Source organism: Gordonia lacunae (genome assembly GCF_002149015.1).
Taxonomy (GTDB): Bacteria; Actinomycetota; Actinomycetes; order Mycobacteriales; family Mycobacteriaceae; genus Gordonia; species Gordonia lacunae.
Map to the genome: position 1 here is coordinate 49,740 of NZ_NGFO01000013.1, position 16,930 is coordinate 66,669.

The window sequence follows — 16,930 nt, forward strand, 5'->3', positions numbered from 1 at the left end:
CCCGGGCCTCGCGTCCGCTCTGGCCTGTGCCGTGACTTGTCCCATCCGCGCTTGCACAGCGTGCCCACATGCCGATTCGGAAGGGGAATCATGTTCCGCCACACCGATTACATGCAATTCGACGTCAAACCCGAGAAGCCCGACCCCATCTACGCACGCAAGCTCCAGGAGCTGCTCGGCGGCGCCTACGGCGAGATGACCGTGACCATGCAGTACCTCATGCAGGGCTGGAACTGCCGCATGAAGGGCAAGTACAAGGACATGATCATGGACATCGCGACCGAGGAGATCGGTCACGTGGAGATGATCGCGACCATGGTCGCGCGGCTGCTCGAGGGCGCCCCGGTCACCAACTCGACCGAGAACGCGCTCGGGGACCCCGTCGTCGCGGCCGTCCTCGGCGGCACCGATCCCACCCAGGCCATCTTCTCCGGCGGCGGGCCCCGCCTGGCCGACAGCAACGGCGTGCCCTGGAACAGCGGTTACATCACACACAGCGGCAATCTGCTCGCCGATTTCCACGCCAATGTGACCGCCGAGGCCCAGGGACGCGTGCAGACCGCGCGTCTGTGGCACATGACCGACGATCCCGGCGTGAAGGCGATGCTGCGGTTCAACCTCGCCCGCGACACCTTCCACCAGAACCTGTGGCTGAAGGGCATCGAGGAGCTCAAGGAGGACGGCCTGGAGGGCACCATCGCTCCCGACGATCTGTTCGACGAAGAGTTCAGCGAGCACGCCAGCACGCTGTGGCACCTCTCCGACGGAGAGGACTCGAACAAGGGCGGCTGGGCCAGCGGGCCCACCCCCGACGGTGCCCACGAGTTCAAGTTCCTGGCCGATCCGCAACCCCTCGGCGACCGGCAGTCCGGCCCCCCGCCGGACCCGAAGCTCTACGCCACCTACGACGGCGCGATGGGCACCCCGCAGAAGCCGCAGTTCGGCACCGAGAAGGGTGTCATCGGCAAGATCAAGGACGCCGTCGACCCCGACCCGTCCGGCTAGACCGACAGTTGTTCTGCGCACGTCGCCCGGCGGCGGACCCGATCACGGGGACGCCTCCGGGCACGGCGCGCGTCCACCCGACAACCGGAGTTCTCATGAGCGCACTACCCGACCTCATCACGACCCCGTTCCGCTGGCTCGGCGCCCTCAGGCATGCACGGGTGTTCCATCCCGACGGACTGCTGTGCGGAGGCCGAGCGGCGCTGTCCGCGGATCACCCACTGCCCTTCCGGAGCGGGCCGGTGTCGGTGCGGGTGTCGAAAGGGATCGGCACGCCCGGCGGACTACCGGACATCGTGGGGCTGGCCATCCGCTTCCCGTCGACCGACCCGGGCACGGTGGGCGGCGGCGGCGTCTCGCCGTCGACCAACGCGACCGGCGCCTGGGACCTCCTGCTGGCCGGCCCGGCCCCGCTGGCCGGCCGCCTGCCCGTACCGCTTCCCACGACGCACTGGGCGACCGCGGTGTCGAGCCTGACTCCTTACCGGTACGACGGCGAGCTGTACTGGATTCGAGCCCGCATCCTCGAGCCGTCGGAGTCCTCGGGACTGTCGATCGAGGATCTGGCCGCCCGTCTGCGCCGCAACCAGCCGATCGTGATCGTCCTCGAGGCAGGGGTCGGACGGTTCGTCCCGGTGGTCCGGATCGAACTCGATCACGTCCTCACCGGACTCGACGTCGACTTCGATCCGATCCTGCACCGGCCCGCGGGCGTCGAGTTCGCGCCGTCGTGGCTCGGTGACCTACGACGCCGCGCCTACCGCGACAGCCGGGCGGGCCGTCACTCGGTCGATTCCTGATCCCCCGGGTCAGATCCCGTGGCCGAGGTGCCGCGGGGCGGCAACCCCAGCCGGACGGCCTCGTGCGCTTGCGTGAGTTCGCTGCGCAACCGTTCGACGTCCCTGGCCCACGCCTGGGCGAGTGTCCCCGAGGTCAGCTCCACCCCGATGCCCGTGCGGCGCCGGGGCACGCCGTGCAGCTCGCCGAGCGCCGACGCACTCTCCCAGTCCTCCGGGGCGTGACCGTGGTTGGGCGGGAAGATCGTCCGGATGTCGGCGAGAGGTGTCGTGACCGTGCCCTGCCGGAGCGTGGTCTCGGTGAGCTCGACGCTGACGTGCCGCCGGGCGGCGGAGACCTGCACGAGGGAGAACCCGAGTAGGAGCACGAAGAAGATCGCGAGCACCGGCCAGTGCACCTGGCCGGGTCCGGCGATCTCCATCGCGAGGACCGCGCCGACCAGTATCGGGCCGATCAGGACCACCCACCAACTCCCGCCGGACTCGGCGAACAAGATCTCCCCGGCCGGTTCCACCAGCGCGTCGGGTTCGGCGACGTCGGTTTCGGCGGCATCGGATTCCGGGGCATCGGATTCCGGGGCATCGGATTCCGGGACATCGGACTCCGAGACATCGGACTCCGTGGGGTCGGGCTCGGAGCCGGCCGGGTCGGCGGTCATGTGTTCTTCTTGCGGGACCGGCGGGCCGGCGCATCCGGCTCCTTGCCGGTGTACCAGGCCTCGGCGGGCGGCCGGTAGGCGAGCAACGACCCGAACAGGCCGATGATGCCGGCGAGCAACGGGAACGCGAAGAAGTTCATCCCCAGGCTCAGGAACAGCAACATCGCCACGACGACCAGGGTCAGCGCCGCCAGCGACGAGCGCCATCTCGCGTCACCGGTGAATGCCTTGCTGCCCAGCAGGATGTAGGCGACACCCACGACGACGACCATCGCGCCCAGCACCCCGGACGTGACGGTCCCGGAGTCGCCGACCGCGGACACGACGATGACGAGCGCACCGAGCGCGATCAGGAGGGCACCCGAGGTCAACCAGCACCGATAGGCCCAGACGACGAGTTTCGGACGCAGCGCCGGATCGGGACTTGTCACTGGTTCTTCGGTCCTTCGTTCTGGTTCTCCGGGCTCGGATTCCCGGTCTGGGGGCTCTCCGGGTGGGTGTTCTGCGGGTGCGGGCCGGTGCGCTCGCCCCGATGCTCGCTGTCACCATACGGCGTGTTCTGGTCGTACGGGCTCTGTCCCCGGGGACTCGAATCGGACGGGTTCCGACCGTACGGATCCTGACCGTAGGGGTTCTGGCCGTAAGAATTCTGGCCGTACGGGTTCTGGCCATACGGGCTCTGGCCATAGGGGCTCTGGCTGTACGGGTTCTGACCGAGCGGATAGGGCGGCATCGGCGGATGCACCGGCTGCGGCCTACGCGCCTGCGCCATGGCCCGGCAGTACTTCTCGGAGTCGCCCCGCATCAGCAGGACCGTCGCGCCCAGCGCCGCGACGCCGCTGATCACCTGCGGGATCATCGCCCACGTCGGCGACGTGTCCCCGAACAGCGAGAACAGCAGGCTGACGACGACGTAGACACCCATCGCCGACAGCACCACGCGGGCCCAGTTGTAGCCCTTGCGGGTGAACCAGACGACCAGCGCGGTGATCGCGGTGAGGAACAGCGAGGTCACCACGAGCACACCCACCACGAACCCCGACGACGTCATGAAGTCGACCTGTTCGGGCGGGATCCCCTCCTGGGGAGCCGATCGCACCTGATCGCCGATCATGTCCACGAAGGTGCCCGTCTGCGCGAACAGCGCCACGATCTGCCCGACGATCACCACCACCCACAGCTCGACGGCGATGGAGACGGAGTCGGGGATCTTCGGTTGCGACGACCCGCCGGGGTCGGACTCAGGCGCGGGGCCGTACGGTGCGGACATGGGACCAGCCTAGTGAACGGGCGTCACGACAAGCGCTACGCGCGGGATCACGACAGCCGCTGTGCCACCTCGGTCGCCCAATAGGTCAGGACGATCGACGCACCGGCGCGCCGGATGGAGGTCAGCGACTCCAGGATCGCGGCGTCCCGGTCGATCCAGCCCCGTTCGGCGGCGGCGGAGATCATCGAGTACTCGCCGCTGATCTGATACGCCGCGACCGGGACCTCGCTCATCTCCGCGACGTCGCGCACGATGTCGAGGTAGCTCATCGCCGGCTTCACCATCACGATGTCGGCACCCTCCTCGAGGTCCAGGCGTACCTCGCGCAGCGCTTCCGCCCGGTTGGCCGCGTCCTGCTGGTAGGTGCGCCGGTCGCCCTGCAACGACGAGCCGACGGCTTCCCGGAACGGACCGTAGAACGCCGAGGCGTACTTCGCCGCGTAGGCCAGGATCCCGGTGTCGGTGAAGCCCTCCGCGTCGAGGGCGGCACGGATCGTGGCGACCTGACCGTCCATCATCCCGCTCGGCCCGAGGAGATGCGCACCCGCGCGCGCCTGCGCCAGCGACATCGACACGTACCGCTCGAGGGTCTCGTCGTTGTCGACGCGACCCCGACCGTCGACGACGCCGCAGTGGCCGTGATCGGTGAACTCGTCGAGACACGTGTCGGCCATCAGGACCGTGGCGTCGCCGAGATCGTCGGCGAGGCCGCGCAGGGCGCGGTTGAGGATCCCGTCCTCGGCGTCGGCCCCCGACCCGGTGGCGTCCTTGTCCTCCGCCCGCGGGACGCCGAACAGCATCAACCCGCCGACGCCGGCCGCGACCGCCTCGGCCGCGGCACCGCGCAGCGAATCCATCGTGTGCTGCACGACGCCCGGCATCGACGAGATCGGCACCGGCGCGTCGATGCCGTCGGCGACGAACATCGGCAACACCAGATGCCGCGGCTCGAGCGAGGTCTCGGCGACCAGCCGACGCATCGCCGGGGTGGTGCGCAGCCGCCGGGGCCGGATCACGGGTGCCATCGCGGTGTCCTTCGTCTCACGAACGCGAACGGCGAGACTTCTTGCGCGGAGGCGGAAGTGCGCCCTCGGCCCGGAGTCGGGCGGCGTGCTCGGCGAGCGCGTCGACCAGTTCGACCACCGACGCGTTCTCCGGCTGCACATCCACCCGCAGCCCGAATTCGGTTGCGGTTTCGGCAGTCTTGGGTCCGATGCACGCGACGATGGTGCGCGCGTGCGGCTTTCCGGCGATGCCGACGAGGTTGCGCACGGTCGAGCTGGAGGTGAAGCAGACCGCGTCGAAGCCGCCGGTCTTGATCATCTCGCGGGTCTCGGCGGGCGGCGGTGCCGCGCGCACGGTCCGGTAGGCGGTGACGTCGTCGATCTCCCAGCCGCGGTCGCGCAAGCCCTCGGACAGTGTCTCGGTGGCGATGTCGGCGCGTGGCAACAGGATTCGGTTGACCGGGTCGAAGACGTCGTCGTAGGGCGGGAACTCCTCGAGAAGTCCGAGCGAGCTCTGCTCACCCGACGGCACGAGTTCGGGGTTGATGCCGAACGAGCGCACCTTCTCGGCGGTGGCCTCTCCGACACAGGCGATCTTGACGCCGGAGAATGCGCGGGCGTCGAGTCCGAACTCGGCGAACTTCTCCCACACCGCGCGGACCGCGTTGGTGGAGGTGAACACGACCCACTGGTAGCGCCCGTCGACCAGACCCTTGACGGCACGCTCCATCTGCGCGGGACTCCGCGGCGGCTCGACCGCGATCGTCGGCACCTCCTTGGGCATGGCGCCGTGGCTGACGAGCCGCTCGCTCATGTCGCCGGCCTGGTCCTTGGTGCGCGGCACCAGGACGGTCCAGCCGTACAGGGCGCGCGACTCCCACCACGAGAGCTTGCCGCGCGCACCCACGACCTTGCCGACCGTGACGATCAGCGGGCCGGTGAGCGCGTTGCCCTGCTCGTTGAGCGTCGCGAGGGTGGCCTCGATGGTGCGCTGCGCACAGGTGGTGCCGTTGATGGTGATCGCGGCCGGGGTCTGGGGCGCCATGCCGTGTTCGGTGAGCGCGCTCGCGGTCTCGGCGAGGTGCCCCGACGTCGCGTGCAGCACCAGCGGTCCCGGGGCGGCGGCCAGCGCGGCCCAGTCGACCTCGCCGCGGACGTCGGCCTCGGTGTGGGTCGAGCCGAGCGGCATGCCGGCGTAGCTCGGCACGACGGAGGCGGCGGGCAGACCCGGGAGGACCTCGAAGGTGACCGACGTGCGGGCGACGGCGTTGACCTCGGCGAGGACCGAGTCGGTGGTCAGCGGATCGCCGGAGACCACGCGCACGACGTCGTCGCCGTTGCGGGCCGCGGCGACGAGGGTCTTGGCGACCTCGGCCGGGTCGCCGAGTGCCGGCCGGACCACCGACTCCTCGTCGGCCTGTCCGGCATCGGCCCGGCCGGCCTCGTCGGCGACGGCCTGCGGCTCGACGGCCGGGGCGGCAGACGCCGTGTCGTCGGCGGGTTTCTCGGCCTTCTTGGTGGATCGGCGAGTGTCGGCGGCGGGTTCGTCGCGATGCGCGCTACCGATCAGCGACACCACGGGCGCGGGCACATCGGGGTCGATGTAGGCGGTGGTCGCGTTGGTGATCACGGTGCGCGCCCGCACGGTGAGCAGGTCTGGGTCCCCGGGACCCGACCCCACGAACAGGATCCGTCCGGGATTTGCCTTCTTCGTACGGCTCATGGGTTCGCACTCTCCTGCCCTCTCGGCGAGGGCTGCAGTTCGTTCTCTGCTAGGGAGAGTTGACGAGGTCGCCCGCTCCCAGCTCCAGCAGTTCGGCGGCGAGATCCTTGCCCAGCTGAACGGCACGATCGACCGGACCCACCGCCGAAGCACGGATCACGTCCGATCCGTCCTCGGCCGCCACTGCCGCTCGCAGCGACAGCTCGGCGAAGATGCGCCCGTCCTCGTCGATCGATTCGACCACCTCGGCGATCGCACCGACCGGTGCGGTACAACCGGCTTCGAGAGCCGCCAGTACCGCCCGTTCGGCATCAATGGCCGCGCGGGTGGACTTGTCGTCCAACTCGGCGAGAATTCTCACCAGTTCGGCATCGTCTGAGCGGCACTCCACAGCGAGTGCACCCTGCGCCGGAGCCGGCAGCATGACCGCCGGTTCGAGCGCTTCGGAGACCACTTCGGTCCGTCCGATCCGCACGAGCCCGGCGCGGGCGACCACGACTGCGTCGAGTTCGCCGCTGGCGACTTTGCCCAACCGAGAATCTAGGTTGCCTCGTAGGGGGCGGATTTCCAAACCGAGACCCAATGCCTTAAGCTGCGCGGCCCGTCGCGGGGCCGAGGTCCCGATGACCGAGCCGGGCGGGAGCTCGCCGAGCACCAGTCCGTCGCGGGCGACCAGCGCATCCCGGGGATCGACGCGCGTCGGGACGGCCGCGATCGTCAGGTCCTCCTCGGGCGCCGTCGGGAGGTCCTTGTACGAGTGCACCGCGACGTCGACCTCGTCGTTCCGGAGGGCCACGCGGATGGCGGTGGTGAACACCCCGACGCCGATCTCGGCCACCGGCGCGGCCGAGGCGTCACCGGCGGTCTTGATGATGACCAGTTCGGCGGGATGCCCGGCGGCGATCAACGCGTCGGCGATGGTCTGCGACTGGGTGGTGGCCAGCAGTGAACCCCGCGTACCGATCCGGATCGGCGCGGGAGAGGTTGCGCTCATCGGTCACCCAGCTCGCCGGCCGCGTCGCCCGCGGGCAGGCCACCGAGATGGTCAGGAGCCGAAACCGCCTCCGCTGCACCGGGCTTGAGTTCGAACAGCTCGCGTAGCGCCTCTGCGTAGTGGTCCCCGTTGGGGGTCGACGCCAGTTGCTTGACCCGCACGGTCGGTGCGTGCAGCAGCTTGTCGACGACGCGCCGGACGGTCTTGGCGACCTCGTCGCGCTGCGCGCCCTCGAGGTCGGGGAGGCGGGTCTCGAGACGCAGGATCTCGGCCTCGACGACGTCGGCGGCGCGCTGACGCAGGGCCGCGACGGTCGGGGTGACCTCGGCCTGACGCTGATGGGTGAGGTAGTCGGCGAGCTCGGCGGCGACGATCGACCGGGCCGCCAGGGTGTCGTCCTCGGCGGCCTGGGTCTCGGAGTCGCCGCGCAGTCCCTCGATGTCGACGATGTGCACGCCCGGCAGCCGGGCCGCGGCGGGATCCACGTTGCGCGGGAGGCCGAGGTCGCAGATGACGAGCGGGGCGGCGGCATTGCCGCCCTGACTCCGCCCGTTCAGTCCGCTCCCGGCGCGGGCACGCGAGGCGAGAGCCGAGTGCACCGACCCGACGCCGACGACCGCGCCGATCGCGCCCGTGCAGGTGACGACGACGTCGGCCGTGGCCATCGCGGCCGGCAGGTCGTCGAGACCGACACCGCGGACGTCGATGCCGTGGTTGGCGGCGATGTTGCCGGCGAGGTGGGCGGCCTTGTCGACGGTCCGGTTCACGACGACCATCTCGGTCACGCCCTCCCGGGCCAGCTGCGCGGTGGCCAGGCCGCCCATGGCGCCGGCACCGACGACCACGGCACGACGCAGGCGATGCGCGCCGGTCGCGGGATCGGTCAGCAACGACTTGGCGCGGTGCAGCGCGACGGAGACCACCGAGGCACCCGCCCGGTCGATCCCGGTCTCGGTGTGCACGCGCTTGCCGACGCGCAGCGCCTGCTGGGCCAGCTCGTGCAGGACGCGTCCGGCGGAGTCGTTGGCGTCGGCGCTGAGGTAGGCGTTGCGGATCTGGCCCAGGATCTGCTGCTCGCCGACGACCAGTGAATCGAGGCCGGCCGCGACGGTGAAGAGATGCTCGACGGCGGCTTCGGAGTAGCGGACGTAGGCGTGCCGGGTCATCTCGTTGACGGTCATGCCGGAGTGGTCGCCGAGAACCGTGCCGACCGCCTCGAGTGCCGGGTGGAAGGCGTCGACGACGGCGTAGATCTCCACCCGGTTGCAGGTGGAGACGAGCATCGCCTCGGAGATCGCCCGCGAGGAGAGCAGTTCGTCGATCAGTTTGGGGCGGTCGTGGTCGGAGACCGCCAACCGCTCGAGCACCTCGACCGGAGCACTGCGGTGCGATACCCCGAACAACAGAACACTCACGCTGTCACCGTTTCTTCACCCATTGCGTTTCCCTGGTGCCCGCGAGCCGGCTTCGTTCCGCGCGGCTCCTTGACGTCGTCGCGCGACCCGCGAGAGGCCTGGAAAGCCAACACCTGTAGTTCCAAGGCTAGATCAACTTGTCTGACGACAACATCCGACTCCGCCGGAAGCGACACCGGCGTGACGTTGAGCACCTGTCGCACCCCCGCGGCCACGAAGGCGTCGAAGGCGTGCCGGGCGTCGTCGTCGGCCGTGGCGATGACCGCGATCTCGACCGTCGGGACCGCTCGAGCGCAGACGGTCGCGATGTCGGTCAGCGGCGCCACCTGCGGACCCCCGGACTCCAGGACGGTGCCGGTCAGGGTGGGATCGGCGTCGAACATCGCGACGACGCGGAATCCGCGCCCGAACCCGGCGTGCGACAGCAGCGCGCGGCCGAGCGAGCCGGCTCCGGCGAGCGCGACGGTGTGGATGCTGTCGGTGTGCAGGGTCATCGAGATCCGGGCGGTCAGCCTGCCGACGTCGTAGCCCACCCCGCGGACCCCGTTGGCGCCGACGTAGGAGAGGTCCTTGCGCAGGATGGCGGGATTGACCCCCGCGGCCGTCGCCAGCTCGCCGCTGGACGCGAGCAGGATGCCGCGGCGACTGAACGAGCGCAGCACGTGCAGATAGGTGGCCAGCCGGGCCACCGTCGGCCCGGGGATGTCGGTGGCCGGGCTGTCGACCGGGGGAACGGCAGACGCGGGAGGGTCGGCGTCAGCCGACTTCGCACGCTCCGCGCCCACACTCACTCCCGCACATCCGTCGGCGTCGACCAGACACCGAGACCCGACTCTTCCCAACGGGAACGAGGATATAACTTGCCTGTGAATCTGTTCACACGGCCCCTCGGGACCGGCCGTGCTGTGTTAGGCGTGCGGCGCGGGATCGAGCGACTCAGCGCCGGCCGGTGAGATCGGCCCGCAGGCGCGGCTCGTCGACCTCCCAGTAACTGTGCTCGTCGCCGTCGAGCAGGACGACGGGCAGCCGGTCACCGAACTCGGCGCGCAGGTCGCCCCGGCCGGCCTCGGCTGCCCGGTCGACGTCGACCTCGGTGAACTCGACGCCCAGGTCGGCGCAGATCCGGGTCAGGTCGGAGCGGGCTGCCGCGCAGGCCTGACACCCCGCACGGGTCAACAGTTCCACCGTCATGGCGACCATCCTCCCAGCGACGTGATCGTGGGATCACCCGGGTGACCCCGCCCCGAGCGGGTGTGCGATCCGCCACCGCGCGCGGGGGTCGGACTTCGGGCCCCGGCACCACTAGGCTGTACCCGGCAAGCAGTGCTGGCGCTACGCGTGGGAGGTGGGCAGTGGGCGAGATCCCGGGCCCGGAAGACCGGCAGGACGACGAGACGCCCGACGACGCCACCGATCTCCCGCCCAATCCGATGCAGGGCGACGGCCCGACCGGCGACGACTGGGAGGCGCATGCCGCCCGCGTCGAGTTCACCGACGACTTCGACGAGGACGCCGAACTCCACGAACTCGTCGACGACGAGACCAACCGGGTCACCACCTGGATCTCCCAGCGGGCGACCGCGGCCACCGGTCGCTTCCGCCAGACCGCCCACGAACTCCGCCAGACCCTGGCCGGCGAGGCGAGCGCGAAGGCCGCAGTCGACTCGCTGCGGTCGCGCGAGACGGCCGACATCCCGGGCGAACCACGACGCGACCTCACCGCCGCCGCGTTCTTCGACGTCGACAACACCCTGGTCCAAGGCGCGTCGATCGTGCACTTCGCCCGCGGCCTGGCCGCCCGGAAGTACTTCACCTACGGCGACATCATGGACTTCGCGTGGACGCAGGCGAAGTTCCGGATCACCGGCAAGGAGAACGCCCGCGACGTCGCCGAGGGCCGGGAGAAGGCGTTGTCCTTCATCGCAGGCAAGCCGACCTCCGAACTCGTCGAGCTCGGTGAGGAGATCTTCGACGACTACATCGCCGACAAGATCTGGCCGGGCACCCGGGCCCTCGCCCAGCGCCATCTCGACGCCGGGCAGCAGGTCTGGCTGGTGACCGCGACGCCGGTCGAGCTCGCGCAGACGATCGCCGACCGGCTGGGGCTGACCGGCGCGCTGGGCACCGTCGCCGAGAGCGTCGACGGGGTCTTCACCGGCCGGCTCGTCGGCGACATCCTGCACGGCCCCGGTAAGGCCCACGCCGTCCGCGCCCTCGCCATCCGCGAGGGTCTCAACCTCAAACGCTGCACGGCGTACTCGGACTCGCACAACGACGTGCCGATGCTGTCGCTGGTCGGTCGCGCGGTGGCCATCAACCCCGACACCGACCTGCGCGACGTCGCCAAGGTCCGCGGCTGGGAGATGTACGACTTCCGCACCGCGCGCAAGGCCGCCAAGTACGGGGCCGGGACCGCGATCGTGCTCGGCGCCGCGGGCGGGGGCGCCGCAGCCGCCGCCCGGTTCCTGCGCCAGCGCTGACCCCGCCGCTCATACCGACGCGATCACGCCCGCGGTTCGTCGGCGAGACGATCCAGCAACCCGCCGACCCGGTGGTCGACGAGCCGATGCATGACCAGCGAGGTCGTGGTCTTCTCGACGCCGTCGATGTCGAGGATGCGGCCCGCTATCCGGTACAGGTCGTCGGCGTCGCGGGCGACCGCCTGGATCAGCAGGTCGGTGACGCCGCTGAGTCCGTGCACCTGCACGACTTCGGGGATGGCGTCGAGCGCCTCGGCAATGGTCGCCAGTGACCGTTGGGTGACGCTGGTGAAGATGAACGCACTCAGCGGAAATCCCAACGCGGACGGATCGATCCGGCGGTCGAACGGCAGCAGCACCTCGTCGCGCTCGAGTCGGGACAGCCGGGCCTGCACGGTGTTGCGCGAGAGTCCGGTCTTCTCGGCCAGGGCGAGAACCGTCGCCCGCGGCTCGTCGTTCAGCGCCCGCAGGATGCGGGCGTCGATCGCGTCGATCTGTCCGTCGCTGGGCACACTGCCAACCTTTCGCACCCCCGGAACGACCAGGGTGTGCATTCTGCTGAATGAACTCGGCCTCTGTTGCCAGAATTGTAAGCGGATGGTCCCCTGACAAGGGCGAACTGCACACCCCACCGGACCAGCACACTCCACCGGGAGCACATCATGACGATCGCGAGCCCAGCCGGCGATGCCCGGACGACCACCGACGCGTTGCGGACGGTCGAAGACCGCGTGCTGTGGTTGTCGACCTCGATGATCCACCACGCCAACCTCGTTCGCCCCAATCCGACGGGGATGAAGGTCGGTGGACACCAGGCATCGTGCGCCTCGATGGTGTCGATCATGACGTCGCTGTGGTTCGAACAACTCCGACCCGGTGACCGCGTGTCGGTGAAACCCCATGCCGCACCGGTCCTGCACGGCATCAACTACCTGCTCGGCCTGCTCGACGAGTCGTATCTGACGACGCTCCGCGAGTTCGGCGGCCTGCAGTCCTATCCCAGTCGCACCAAAGACCCTGACCCGGTCGACTATTCGACGGGGTCGGTGGGCATCGGCGCCACCGCGCCGATCTGGGGCGCGATGGCCCGCCGGTACATCGACACCAGGCTGGGCGGTGACGCCGCGGGAAGCGAGGCGGTCCGGGCCGATCGCCGGTCGGACACGGTGCTCGGCCGCCAGTACTCGCTCGTCGGCGACGCCGAGCTCGACGAGGGGGCGGTCTGGGAGGCGATCCTCGACCCGTCGGTCGCCGAACTGGGCGAACTGGTCTGGGTCGTCGACCTCAACCGGCAGTCCCTGGATCGTGTCGTCCCCAACATCGCCGCCGGCCGGCTGGAAGCGATGTTCGCCGCGGCGGGGTGGCAGGTGATCGCCGTCAGGTTCGGCCGCCTGCTCGAGACCCTCTTCGACCGCGACGGCGGTTCGGCACTGCACACCCGCATCCTCGACATGCCCAACCCCGAATACCAGCGACTCCTTCGCTGCGACGCCGACGAGCTGCGACATCGCCTGCCGGGCAAAGGTTCCGATGCGGACGAGGTCGCCCGGGTCATCGCCGATGTCGACGACGCAACCCTGCTCGCGGCGATCCGCAACCTCGGGGGCCACGACCTCGACGCCCTGCGCACGGCCTATGAGCAGATCGACGACACCCGACCCACGGTCATCCTCGCCTACACCATCAAAGGCCACGGACTCCCGACCGAAGGCCATCCGCAGAACCACTCGTCGTTGCTGACGGTCGAGCAGTACGGCGAACTGGCCACGAGCCTCGGGATGGCCGTCGAGGATCCGTGGTCCGGGTTCGCCGACGGTACCGAGGCCGCCGCGCTGTGCGACACCGTCGCGCGCAGGCTGCGTCGCGACCCTGTCGAATCCACCGCTCCCCCGGCGGTGCCGACCGACATCGGCAAGACCCCGACGGGGACATCGACGACGCAGGCGGCACTGGGCCGGGCATTGCTCGCCCTGTCGCGCGAGGCGCCCGAGGCATCGGCGCGCGTGGTCACGGTCAGTCCCGACGTCAGCTCCACGACGAACCTCGCGGGCTGGCTGAACAAGGTGGGCGTCTGGTCGCCCGACGAGCGGCGCAACTGGTTCGACGACGACACCGAGACGATCATGCACTGGCGGGAACGTCCGACCGGTCAGCACATGGAGCTCGGGATCGCCGAGACCAATCTGGCCGGGCTGATCGGCGAACTCGGCGCGACGTGGAGCCGATGGGGTCAGCCGCTCTTCCCGATCGGCGTGCTCTACGACCCGTTCGTCGAACGGGCCCTGGAACCGTGGTCGTACGGCATCTACGCGGGCGGGCAGTCGATCCTGGTCGGAACTCCCTCCGGGGTCACCCTCGCCGCGGAAGGCGGTGCCCACCAGTCGATCACGACACCGTCGATCGGCCTCGAACAACCCGGCTGCGTGACCTACGAGCCGGCCTTCGCGCTCGACGTGGAGTGGATCCTGTTGTCCTGCATCGCCCGGCTCGGCCGGCCGGACGGCACGTCGTCGTACCTGCGCCTGTCGACGCGCCCGGTCGACCAGCGCCTCGCCGACGTCCCGGCGGACCCCGCCGCCCGGGAACGACGACGCCGGCATGCGGTCGCGGGCGCATACCTGTTGCGGCGTGCCAGTTCCCCGCAGATCACCCTCGTCGGAATGGGCGCGGTGATCACCGAGACCCTGGCCGCCGCGGACCGACTCGCCGGCCAGGGCGTCGACGCCGACGTCGTGTGCGTCACCAGCCCCGGGCTCGTCTTCGAGGCGACGCAGGCCCGGCGCGGCCTGTCCGACGCACCGTCGTGGATCCTCGACCAGGTCTTCCCCGCCGACCGCGCGGCACCGATGGTCACCGTCCTCGACGGCCACCCGCACACCCTGGCGTTCCTGACCGGCGTCAACGCGGTTCGCGGCGCCGCCCTCGGTGTCAGCAGGTTCGGCCAGGTGGGTTCGCTCGACGACGTCTACCGCCTCCACGGCATCGACACCGAATCGATCATCCGGGCAGCGCTGGACCTTCGACGCTGACGGCCCGCTCGGCGCCGGCCCAACCAGCAGGGCGCACGGTCGACGGCACGTCTACAGCGCGGCCACCTCGCTCATCGGATCGATGAGCACCTTCGCGTGGTGTTCGGCACCGCCGAGGGCGTCGAACGCCGCGCCGACGCCGTCGAGACCGACCGTCGCGGTGATCAGCGGTGCGACGTCGACCTTGCCGCTCGCCATCATGTGCAGGGTGTCGTAGAACTCGGCCGGGTCGTAGGCGAACACGAACCGCAGTTCGTGCTCCTTGTTCAGCGCCATGGCGGGCCGGAAGGTGTCGGGTTCCATGCACACCCCGACCACGACGACGCGTGACCGGAACGGCGCCTCGGTGACGATGTGCTCGATCATCCCCGGCGTGCCCACGCACTCGAAGACGACCGGCCCCTTCGGTGTCGCACCCAGCCGATCGGCCATCCGGAACAGCGAGGACCACGGCGCCAGCGGTATGCGGCGAAGGGTCCGCATCGCGTCGAACGCCGCGCCCAGCAGGTCCTGGGCGCGGGTGATGTACTTGCCGGCCTCGGCACTTCGCTCGAAGGGCGACGTGACCGTCGGGTCGACGACGATGTCGGCACCCACGCGGTGCGCGAGCACGCGCCGCCCGGGCGACGGGTCGCTCGCGATGACCGTGCGGACCCCGTCCGCCTTCAGCATCGTGATCACCGCGAGACCGATCGGCCCGCAACCGATCACGACCGCGACGTCGCGGCGCCCGACCTCGCCGCGCCGGACCGCGTGGTAGGCGACGGCCATCGGTTCGGTCAGGGCGGCGTGTTCGGCCGACAGACCCTCCGGGATCTCGAAGGTCATGTCCTCCGACACCAGCACGAACTGGGCATAGCCACCGGCCGCGGACTCCGACAGTCCGGTCAGGTGCGCTTCCGAACCGTGCCGGATCATCGGCACGGACACCACGGGCGTGCCGGGCGCCCACCGCTTACGGCATCCGGGCCCGTAGGAGACCACCTCGCCGGCGAACTCGTGTCCCATGACCACCGACTGCCCGGAGCGCATGAAGGCGTCGTAGCCCACCTCGGCGGACACCTGGGCGGTGGCATCGCAGTGGACGCGGGCGTGCAGATCCGACCCGCAGATCCCCGCCCGCAGCACCCGCAGCAACACCTGCCCCGCACCGGGCTCGGGGGTGGGGATCTCCTCGACCGTCAGCTCGCCGTTCCGGCACACCACTGCACGCATGCTCCATGGTTATCAGCTGACGGACGGGTGTGGGCACCGAACGCGCGCGCCACCGACCCGCGGGGTGCCGGGGTCAGCCGAAGTAGACACTCCCGCGGCGGCTGAGCATCCGGAAGAGGGTCTGCTGGATCTCTTCGCGCACGTGGTCGGTGAGATCGAAGACCACCATCGGGTCGTCGGCCGACGCCTCGTCGTAGGACCCGGTCTCGATGGGACGCCCGAAGTGGATGTGCCACTTCGACGGCAGTGGCACCATGCCCAGCGGACCGAGCCACGGGAACAGCGGGGTCACCGGGAAGTACGGCAGACCGAGGATCTTGGCGAGCGGCTTGAGGTCGGCGAGCATCGGGTAGATCTCCTCCGAGCCGACGATCGACACCGGGATGATCGGCGCGGCATTGCGCAGCGCGGTGGTCACGAACCCGCCGCGCCCGAAGCGCTGCAGCTTGTAGCGGTCCTTGTACAGCTTGCCGATGCCCTTGTACCCCTCCGGCCAGACCGCGGTCAGCTCGCCGGCACGCAGGAGCCGGTCGGCGTCGGAGTTGCACGCCAGCGTCGCCCCGATCCGTCGGGCCACCTCGCTGATCCCCGGGGTGTCGAAGGCCATGTCGGCGGCCAGCACGCGCAGGAATCGGCCTTCGGGGTGGTTGTCGCGCACGGCCAGCGAGGTGATGACCGCGTCGACCGGGATGGTGCCCGCATGGTTGGCGACCAGGAGCGCCCCGCCTTCGCGCGGCAGGTTCTCGATACCGGTGACCTCGACACGGAACCACTTCTCGTAGACCTGCCGGACGGCCGGGAACCACACCGACTCCGTGAAGTGGGGGTCGAAACCGAACTCGTCGACCTCGTACTCCCCCGCCATGCGCTCCCGGATGAACCCGGCGGTCGAGGTGAGGGTGTCGGCGACGGCGCCGCGGAGTCCGCCGAGGCTGAACAGCGGACTCGACTTCGACGGGCCGCGATGTTCGACGCCCAGCGCCTCATCGGGGAGCGTGATCTCGTCGCTGATCGGGGTCACCCGCGCCGGCGCCCGGCCGAAACCATCGGTGTTCGGGTGCCCGAGCATCGATCCGCGTTGCGGCGCAGCGGTTTTCGACCGATCGTGACCGACCTGCTGGCTCGGGTGGCGGCGGCGGTCGGACTCCCGGACGCCACGCGCGTCCGGACCCGACGGGGACGTGTAGAGCTGAATGACTTTCGCGGTACGTGCATCTGTCGCTCCGCCACCTGCCAAAGTGCTCACCCCTACTTGTTTCCTGGGTACGGGATCCGGGCCGGGCCGGGGCCCGGATCTGCGCTGATGTTCTGCGCTCGAGCCGTCGCGGAGAACAATTCG

General features: G+C 70.1%; 16 protein-coding genes. 4 read left to right on the plus strand and 12 right to left on the minus strand.

The window, feature by feature from the left end; all coding sequences use genetic code 11:
- The first annotated feature begins 90 nt into the window (after positions 1–90).
- Positions 91–1,005: a manganese catalase gene (locus CA982_RS12760; protein WP_014925549.1), complete on the plus strand. Its 915-nt coding sequence runs from the start codon at positions 91–93 to the stop codon at positions 1,003–1,005.
- A 95-nt stretch (positions 1,006–1,100) separates the two neighbouring features.
- A complete protein-coding gene (locus tag CA982_RS12765) occupies positions 1,101–1,805 on the plus strand; it encodes a hypothetical protein (protein ID WP_086535692.1) in 705 nt (234 codons plus the stop codon).
- Here the strand turns inward: CA982_RS12765 and CA982_RS12770 are convergent.
- The 9 genes from CA982_RS12770 to CA982_RS12810 form a co-directional block, all read right to left on the minus strand.
- Positions 1,787–2,461, minus strand: coding sequence for a DUF3093 domain-containing protein (locus tag CA982_RS12770; protein ID WP_086535693.1), 675 nt, complete (start codon positions 2,459–2,461; stop codon positions 1,787–1,789). The two genes, CA982_RS12765 and CA982_RS12770, sit on opposite strands and share 19 nt — an antisense overlap.
- Positions 2,458–2,892: a hypothetical protein gene (locus tag CA982_RS12775; protein WP_086535694.1), complete on the minus strand. Its 435-nt coding sequence runs from the start codon at positions 2,890–2,892 to the stop codon at positions 2,458–2,460. The genes CA982_RS12770 and CA982_RS12775 overlap by 4 nt, the downstream gene beginning before the upstream one ends.
- Positions 2,889–3,731, minus strand: coding sequence for an MFS transporter (locus CA982_RS12780; RefSeq protein WP_086535695.1), 843 nt, complete (start codon positions 3,729–3,731; stop codon positions 2,889–2,891). The genes CA982_RS12775 and CA982_RS12780 overlap by 4 nt, the downstream gene beginning before the upstream one ends.
- Positions 3,732–3,778: 47 nt before the next feature.
- Positions 3,779–4,756 carry a porphobilinogen synthase gene (gene hemB / locus CA982_RS12785; RefSeq protein ID WP_086535696.1) on the minus strand — a complete coding sequence of 326 codons (978 nt, stop codon included), beginning with the start codon at positions 4,754–4,756 and terminating at the stop codon, positions 3,779–3,781.
- A gap of 16 nt (positions 4,757–4,772) precedes the next feature.
- Positions 4,773–6,458, minus strand: a complete 1,686-nt coding sequence (locus tag CA982_RS12790) for a bifunctional uroporphyrinogen-III C-methyltransferase/uroporphyrinogen-III synthase (protein WP_086535697.1) — start codon at positions 6,456–6,458, stop codon at positions 4,773–4,775.
- A gap of 49 nt (positions 6,459–6,507) precedes the next feature.
- Positions 6,508–7,452 (minus strand): hydroxymethylbilane synthase, encoded by a 945-nt coding sequence (gene hemC, locus CA982_RS12795; protein WP_086535698.1) that lies wholly within the window; start codon positions 7,450–7,452, stop codon positions 6,508–6,510.
- Positions 7,449–8,867 carry a glutamyl-tRNA reductase gene (locus CA982_RS12800; protein ID WP_086535699.1) on the minus strand — a complete coding sequence of 473 codons (1,419 nt, stop codon included), beginning with the start codon at positions 8,865–8,867 and terminating at the stop codon, positions 7,449–7,451. The genes hemC and CA982_RS12800 overlap by 4 nt, the downstream gene beginning before the upstream one ends.
- Positions 8,864–9,652 (minus strand): redox-sensing transcriptional repressor Rex, encoded by a 789-nt coding sequence (locus CA982_RS12805; RefSeq protein ID WP_086535700.1) that lies wholly within the window; start codon positions 9,650–9,652, stop codon positions 8,864–8,866. The genes CA982_RS12800 and CA982_RS12805 overlap by 4 nt, the downstream gene beginning before the upstream one ends.
- Before the next feature lie 151 nt (positions 9,653–9,803).
- Positions 9,804–10,058, minus strand: a complete 255-nt coding sequence (locus CA982_RS12810; RefSeq protein WP_065629305.1) for a glutaredoxin family protein — start codon at positions 10,056–10,058, stop codon at positions 9,804–9,806.
- Positions 10,059–10,219: 161 nt separating this feature from the next.
- Between CA982_RS12810 and CA982_RS12815 the strand changes: the two genes are divergently transcribed.
- Entirely contained in the window at positions 10,220–11,347 is a 1,128-nt protein-coding gene (locus CA982_RS12815; protein ID WP_086535701.1) for an HAD family hydrolase, read from the plus strand.
- A 23-nt stretch (positions 11,348–11,370) separates the two neighbouring features.
- On the opposite strand, the gene CA982_RS12820 is transcribed toward CA982_RS12815, so the two are convergent.
- Positions 11,371–11,901 carry an Lrp/AsnC family transcriptional regulator gene (locus CA982_RS12820; protein ID WP_086535702.1) on the minus strand — a complete coding sequence of 177 codons (531 nt, stop codon included), beginning with the start codon at positions 11,899–11,901 and terminating at the stop codon, positions 11,371–11,373.
- A gap of 108 nt (positions 11,902–12,009) precedes the next feature.
- Here CA982_RS12820 and CA982_RS12825 point away from each other — a divergent pair, with 108 nt between their 5' ends.
- Positions 12,010–14,376, plus strand: a complete 2,367-nt coding sequence (locus tag CA982_RS12825) for a transketolase-like TK C-terminal-containing protein (protein WP_086535703.1) — start codon at positions 12,010–12,012, stop codon at positions 14,374–14,376.
- 51 nt (positions 14,377–14,427) lie between these two features.
- Here CA982_RS12825 and CA982_RS12830 read toward each other — a convergent pair whose 3' ends face one another.
- The gene (locus tag CA982_RS12830; protein WP_086535704.1) at positions 14,428–15,591 is read right to left on the minus strand and encodes a zinc-binding dehydrogenase; all 1,164 of its coding nucleotides are present in this window, start codon (positions 15,589–15,591) and stop codon (positions 14,428–14,430) included.
- 73 nt (positions 15,592–15,664) lie between these two features.
- Positions 15,665–16,837 (minus strand): lysophospholipid acyltransferase family protein, encoded by a 1,173-nt coding sequence (locus CA982_RS12835; RefSeq protein ID WP_208617936.1) that lies wholly within the window; start codon positions 16,835–16,837, stop codon positions 15,665–15,667.
- Positions 16,838–16,930: the final 93 nt, after the last annotated feature.

What these genes read in the sequence shown, in the direction of transcription:
- CA982_RS12760 (WP_014925549.1), top strand. Translation starts at nt 91, where the DNA reads ATGTTCCGCCACACCGATTACATGCAATTCGACGTCAAACCCGAGAAG.
- CA982_RS12765 (WP_086535692.1), top strand. Translation starts at nt 1,101, where the DNA reads ATGAGCGCACTACCCGACCTCATCACGACCCCGTTCCGCTGGCTCGGC.
- CA982_RS12770 (WP_086535693.1), bottom strand. Translation starts at nt 2,461, where the DNA reads ATGACCGCCGACCCGGCCGGCTCCGAGCCCGACCCCACGGAGTCCGAT.
- CA982_RS12780 (WP_086535695.1), bottom strand. Translation starts at nt 3,731, where the DNA reads ATGTCCGCACCGTACGGCCCCGCGCCTGAGTCCGACCCCGGCGGGTCG.
- hemB (WP_086535696.1), bottom strand. Translation starts at nt 4,756, where the DNA reads ATGGCACCCGTGATCCGGCCCCGGCGGCTGCGCACCACCCCGGCGATG.
- CA982_RS12790 (WP_086535697.1), bottom strand. Translation starts at nt 6,458, where the DNA reads ATGAGCCGTACGAAGAAGGCAAATCCCGGACGGATCCTGTTCGTGGGG.
- hemC (WP_086535698.1), bottom strand. Translation starts at nt 7,452, where the DNA reads ATGAGCGCAACCTCTCCCGCGCCGATCCGGATCGGTACGCGGGGTTCA.
- CA982_RS12810 (WP_065629305.1), bottom strand. Translation starts at nt 10,058, where the DNA reads ATGACGGTGGAACTGTTGACCCGTGCGGGGTGTCAGGCCTGCGCGGCA.
- CA982_RS12820 (WP_086535702.1), bottom strand. Translation starts at nt 11,901, where the DNA reads ATGCACACCCTGGTCGTTCCGGGGGTGCGAAAGGTTGGCAGTGTGCCC.
- CA982_RS12825 (WP_086535703.1), top strand. Translation starts at nt 12,010, where the DNA reads ATGACGATCGCGAGCCCAGCCGGCGATGCCCGGACGACCACCGACGCG.
- CA982_RS12830 (WP_086535704.1), bottom strand. Translation starts at nt 15,591, where the DNA reads ATGCGTGCAGTGGTGTGCCGGAACGGCGAGCTGACGGTCGAGGAGATC.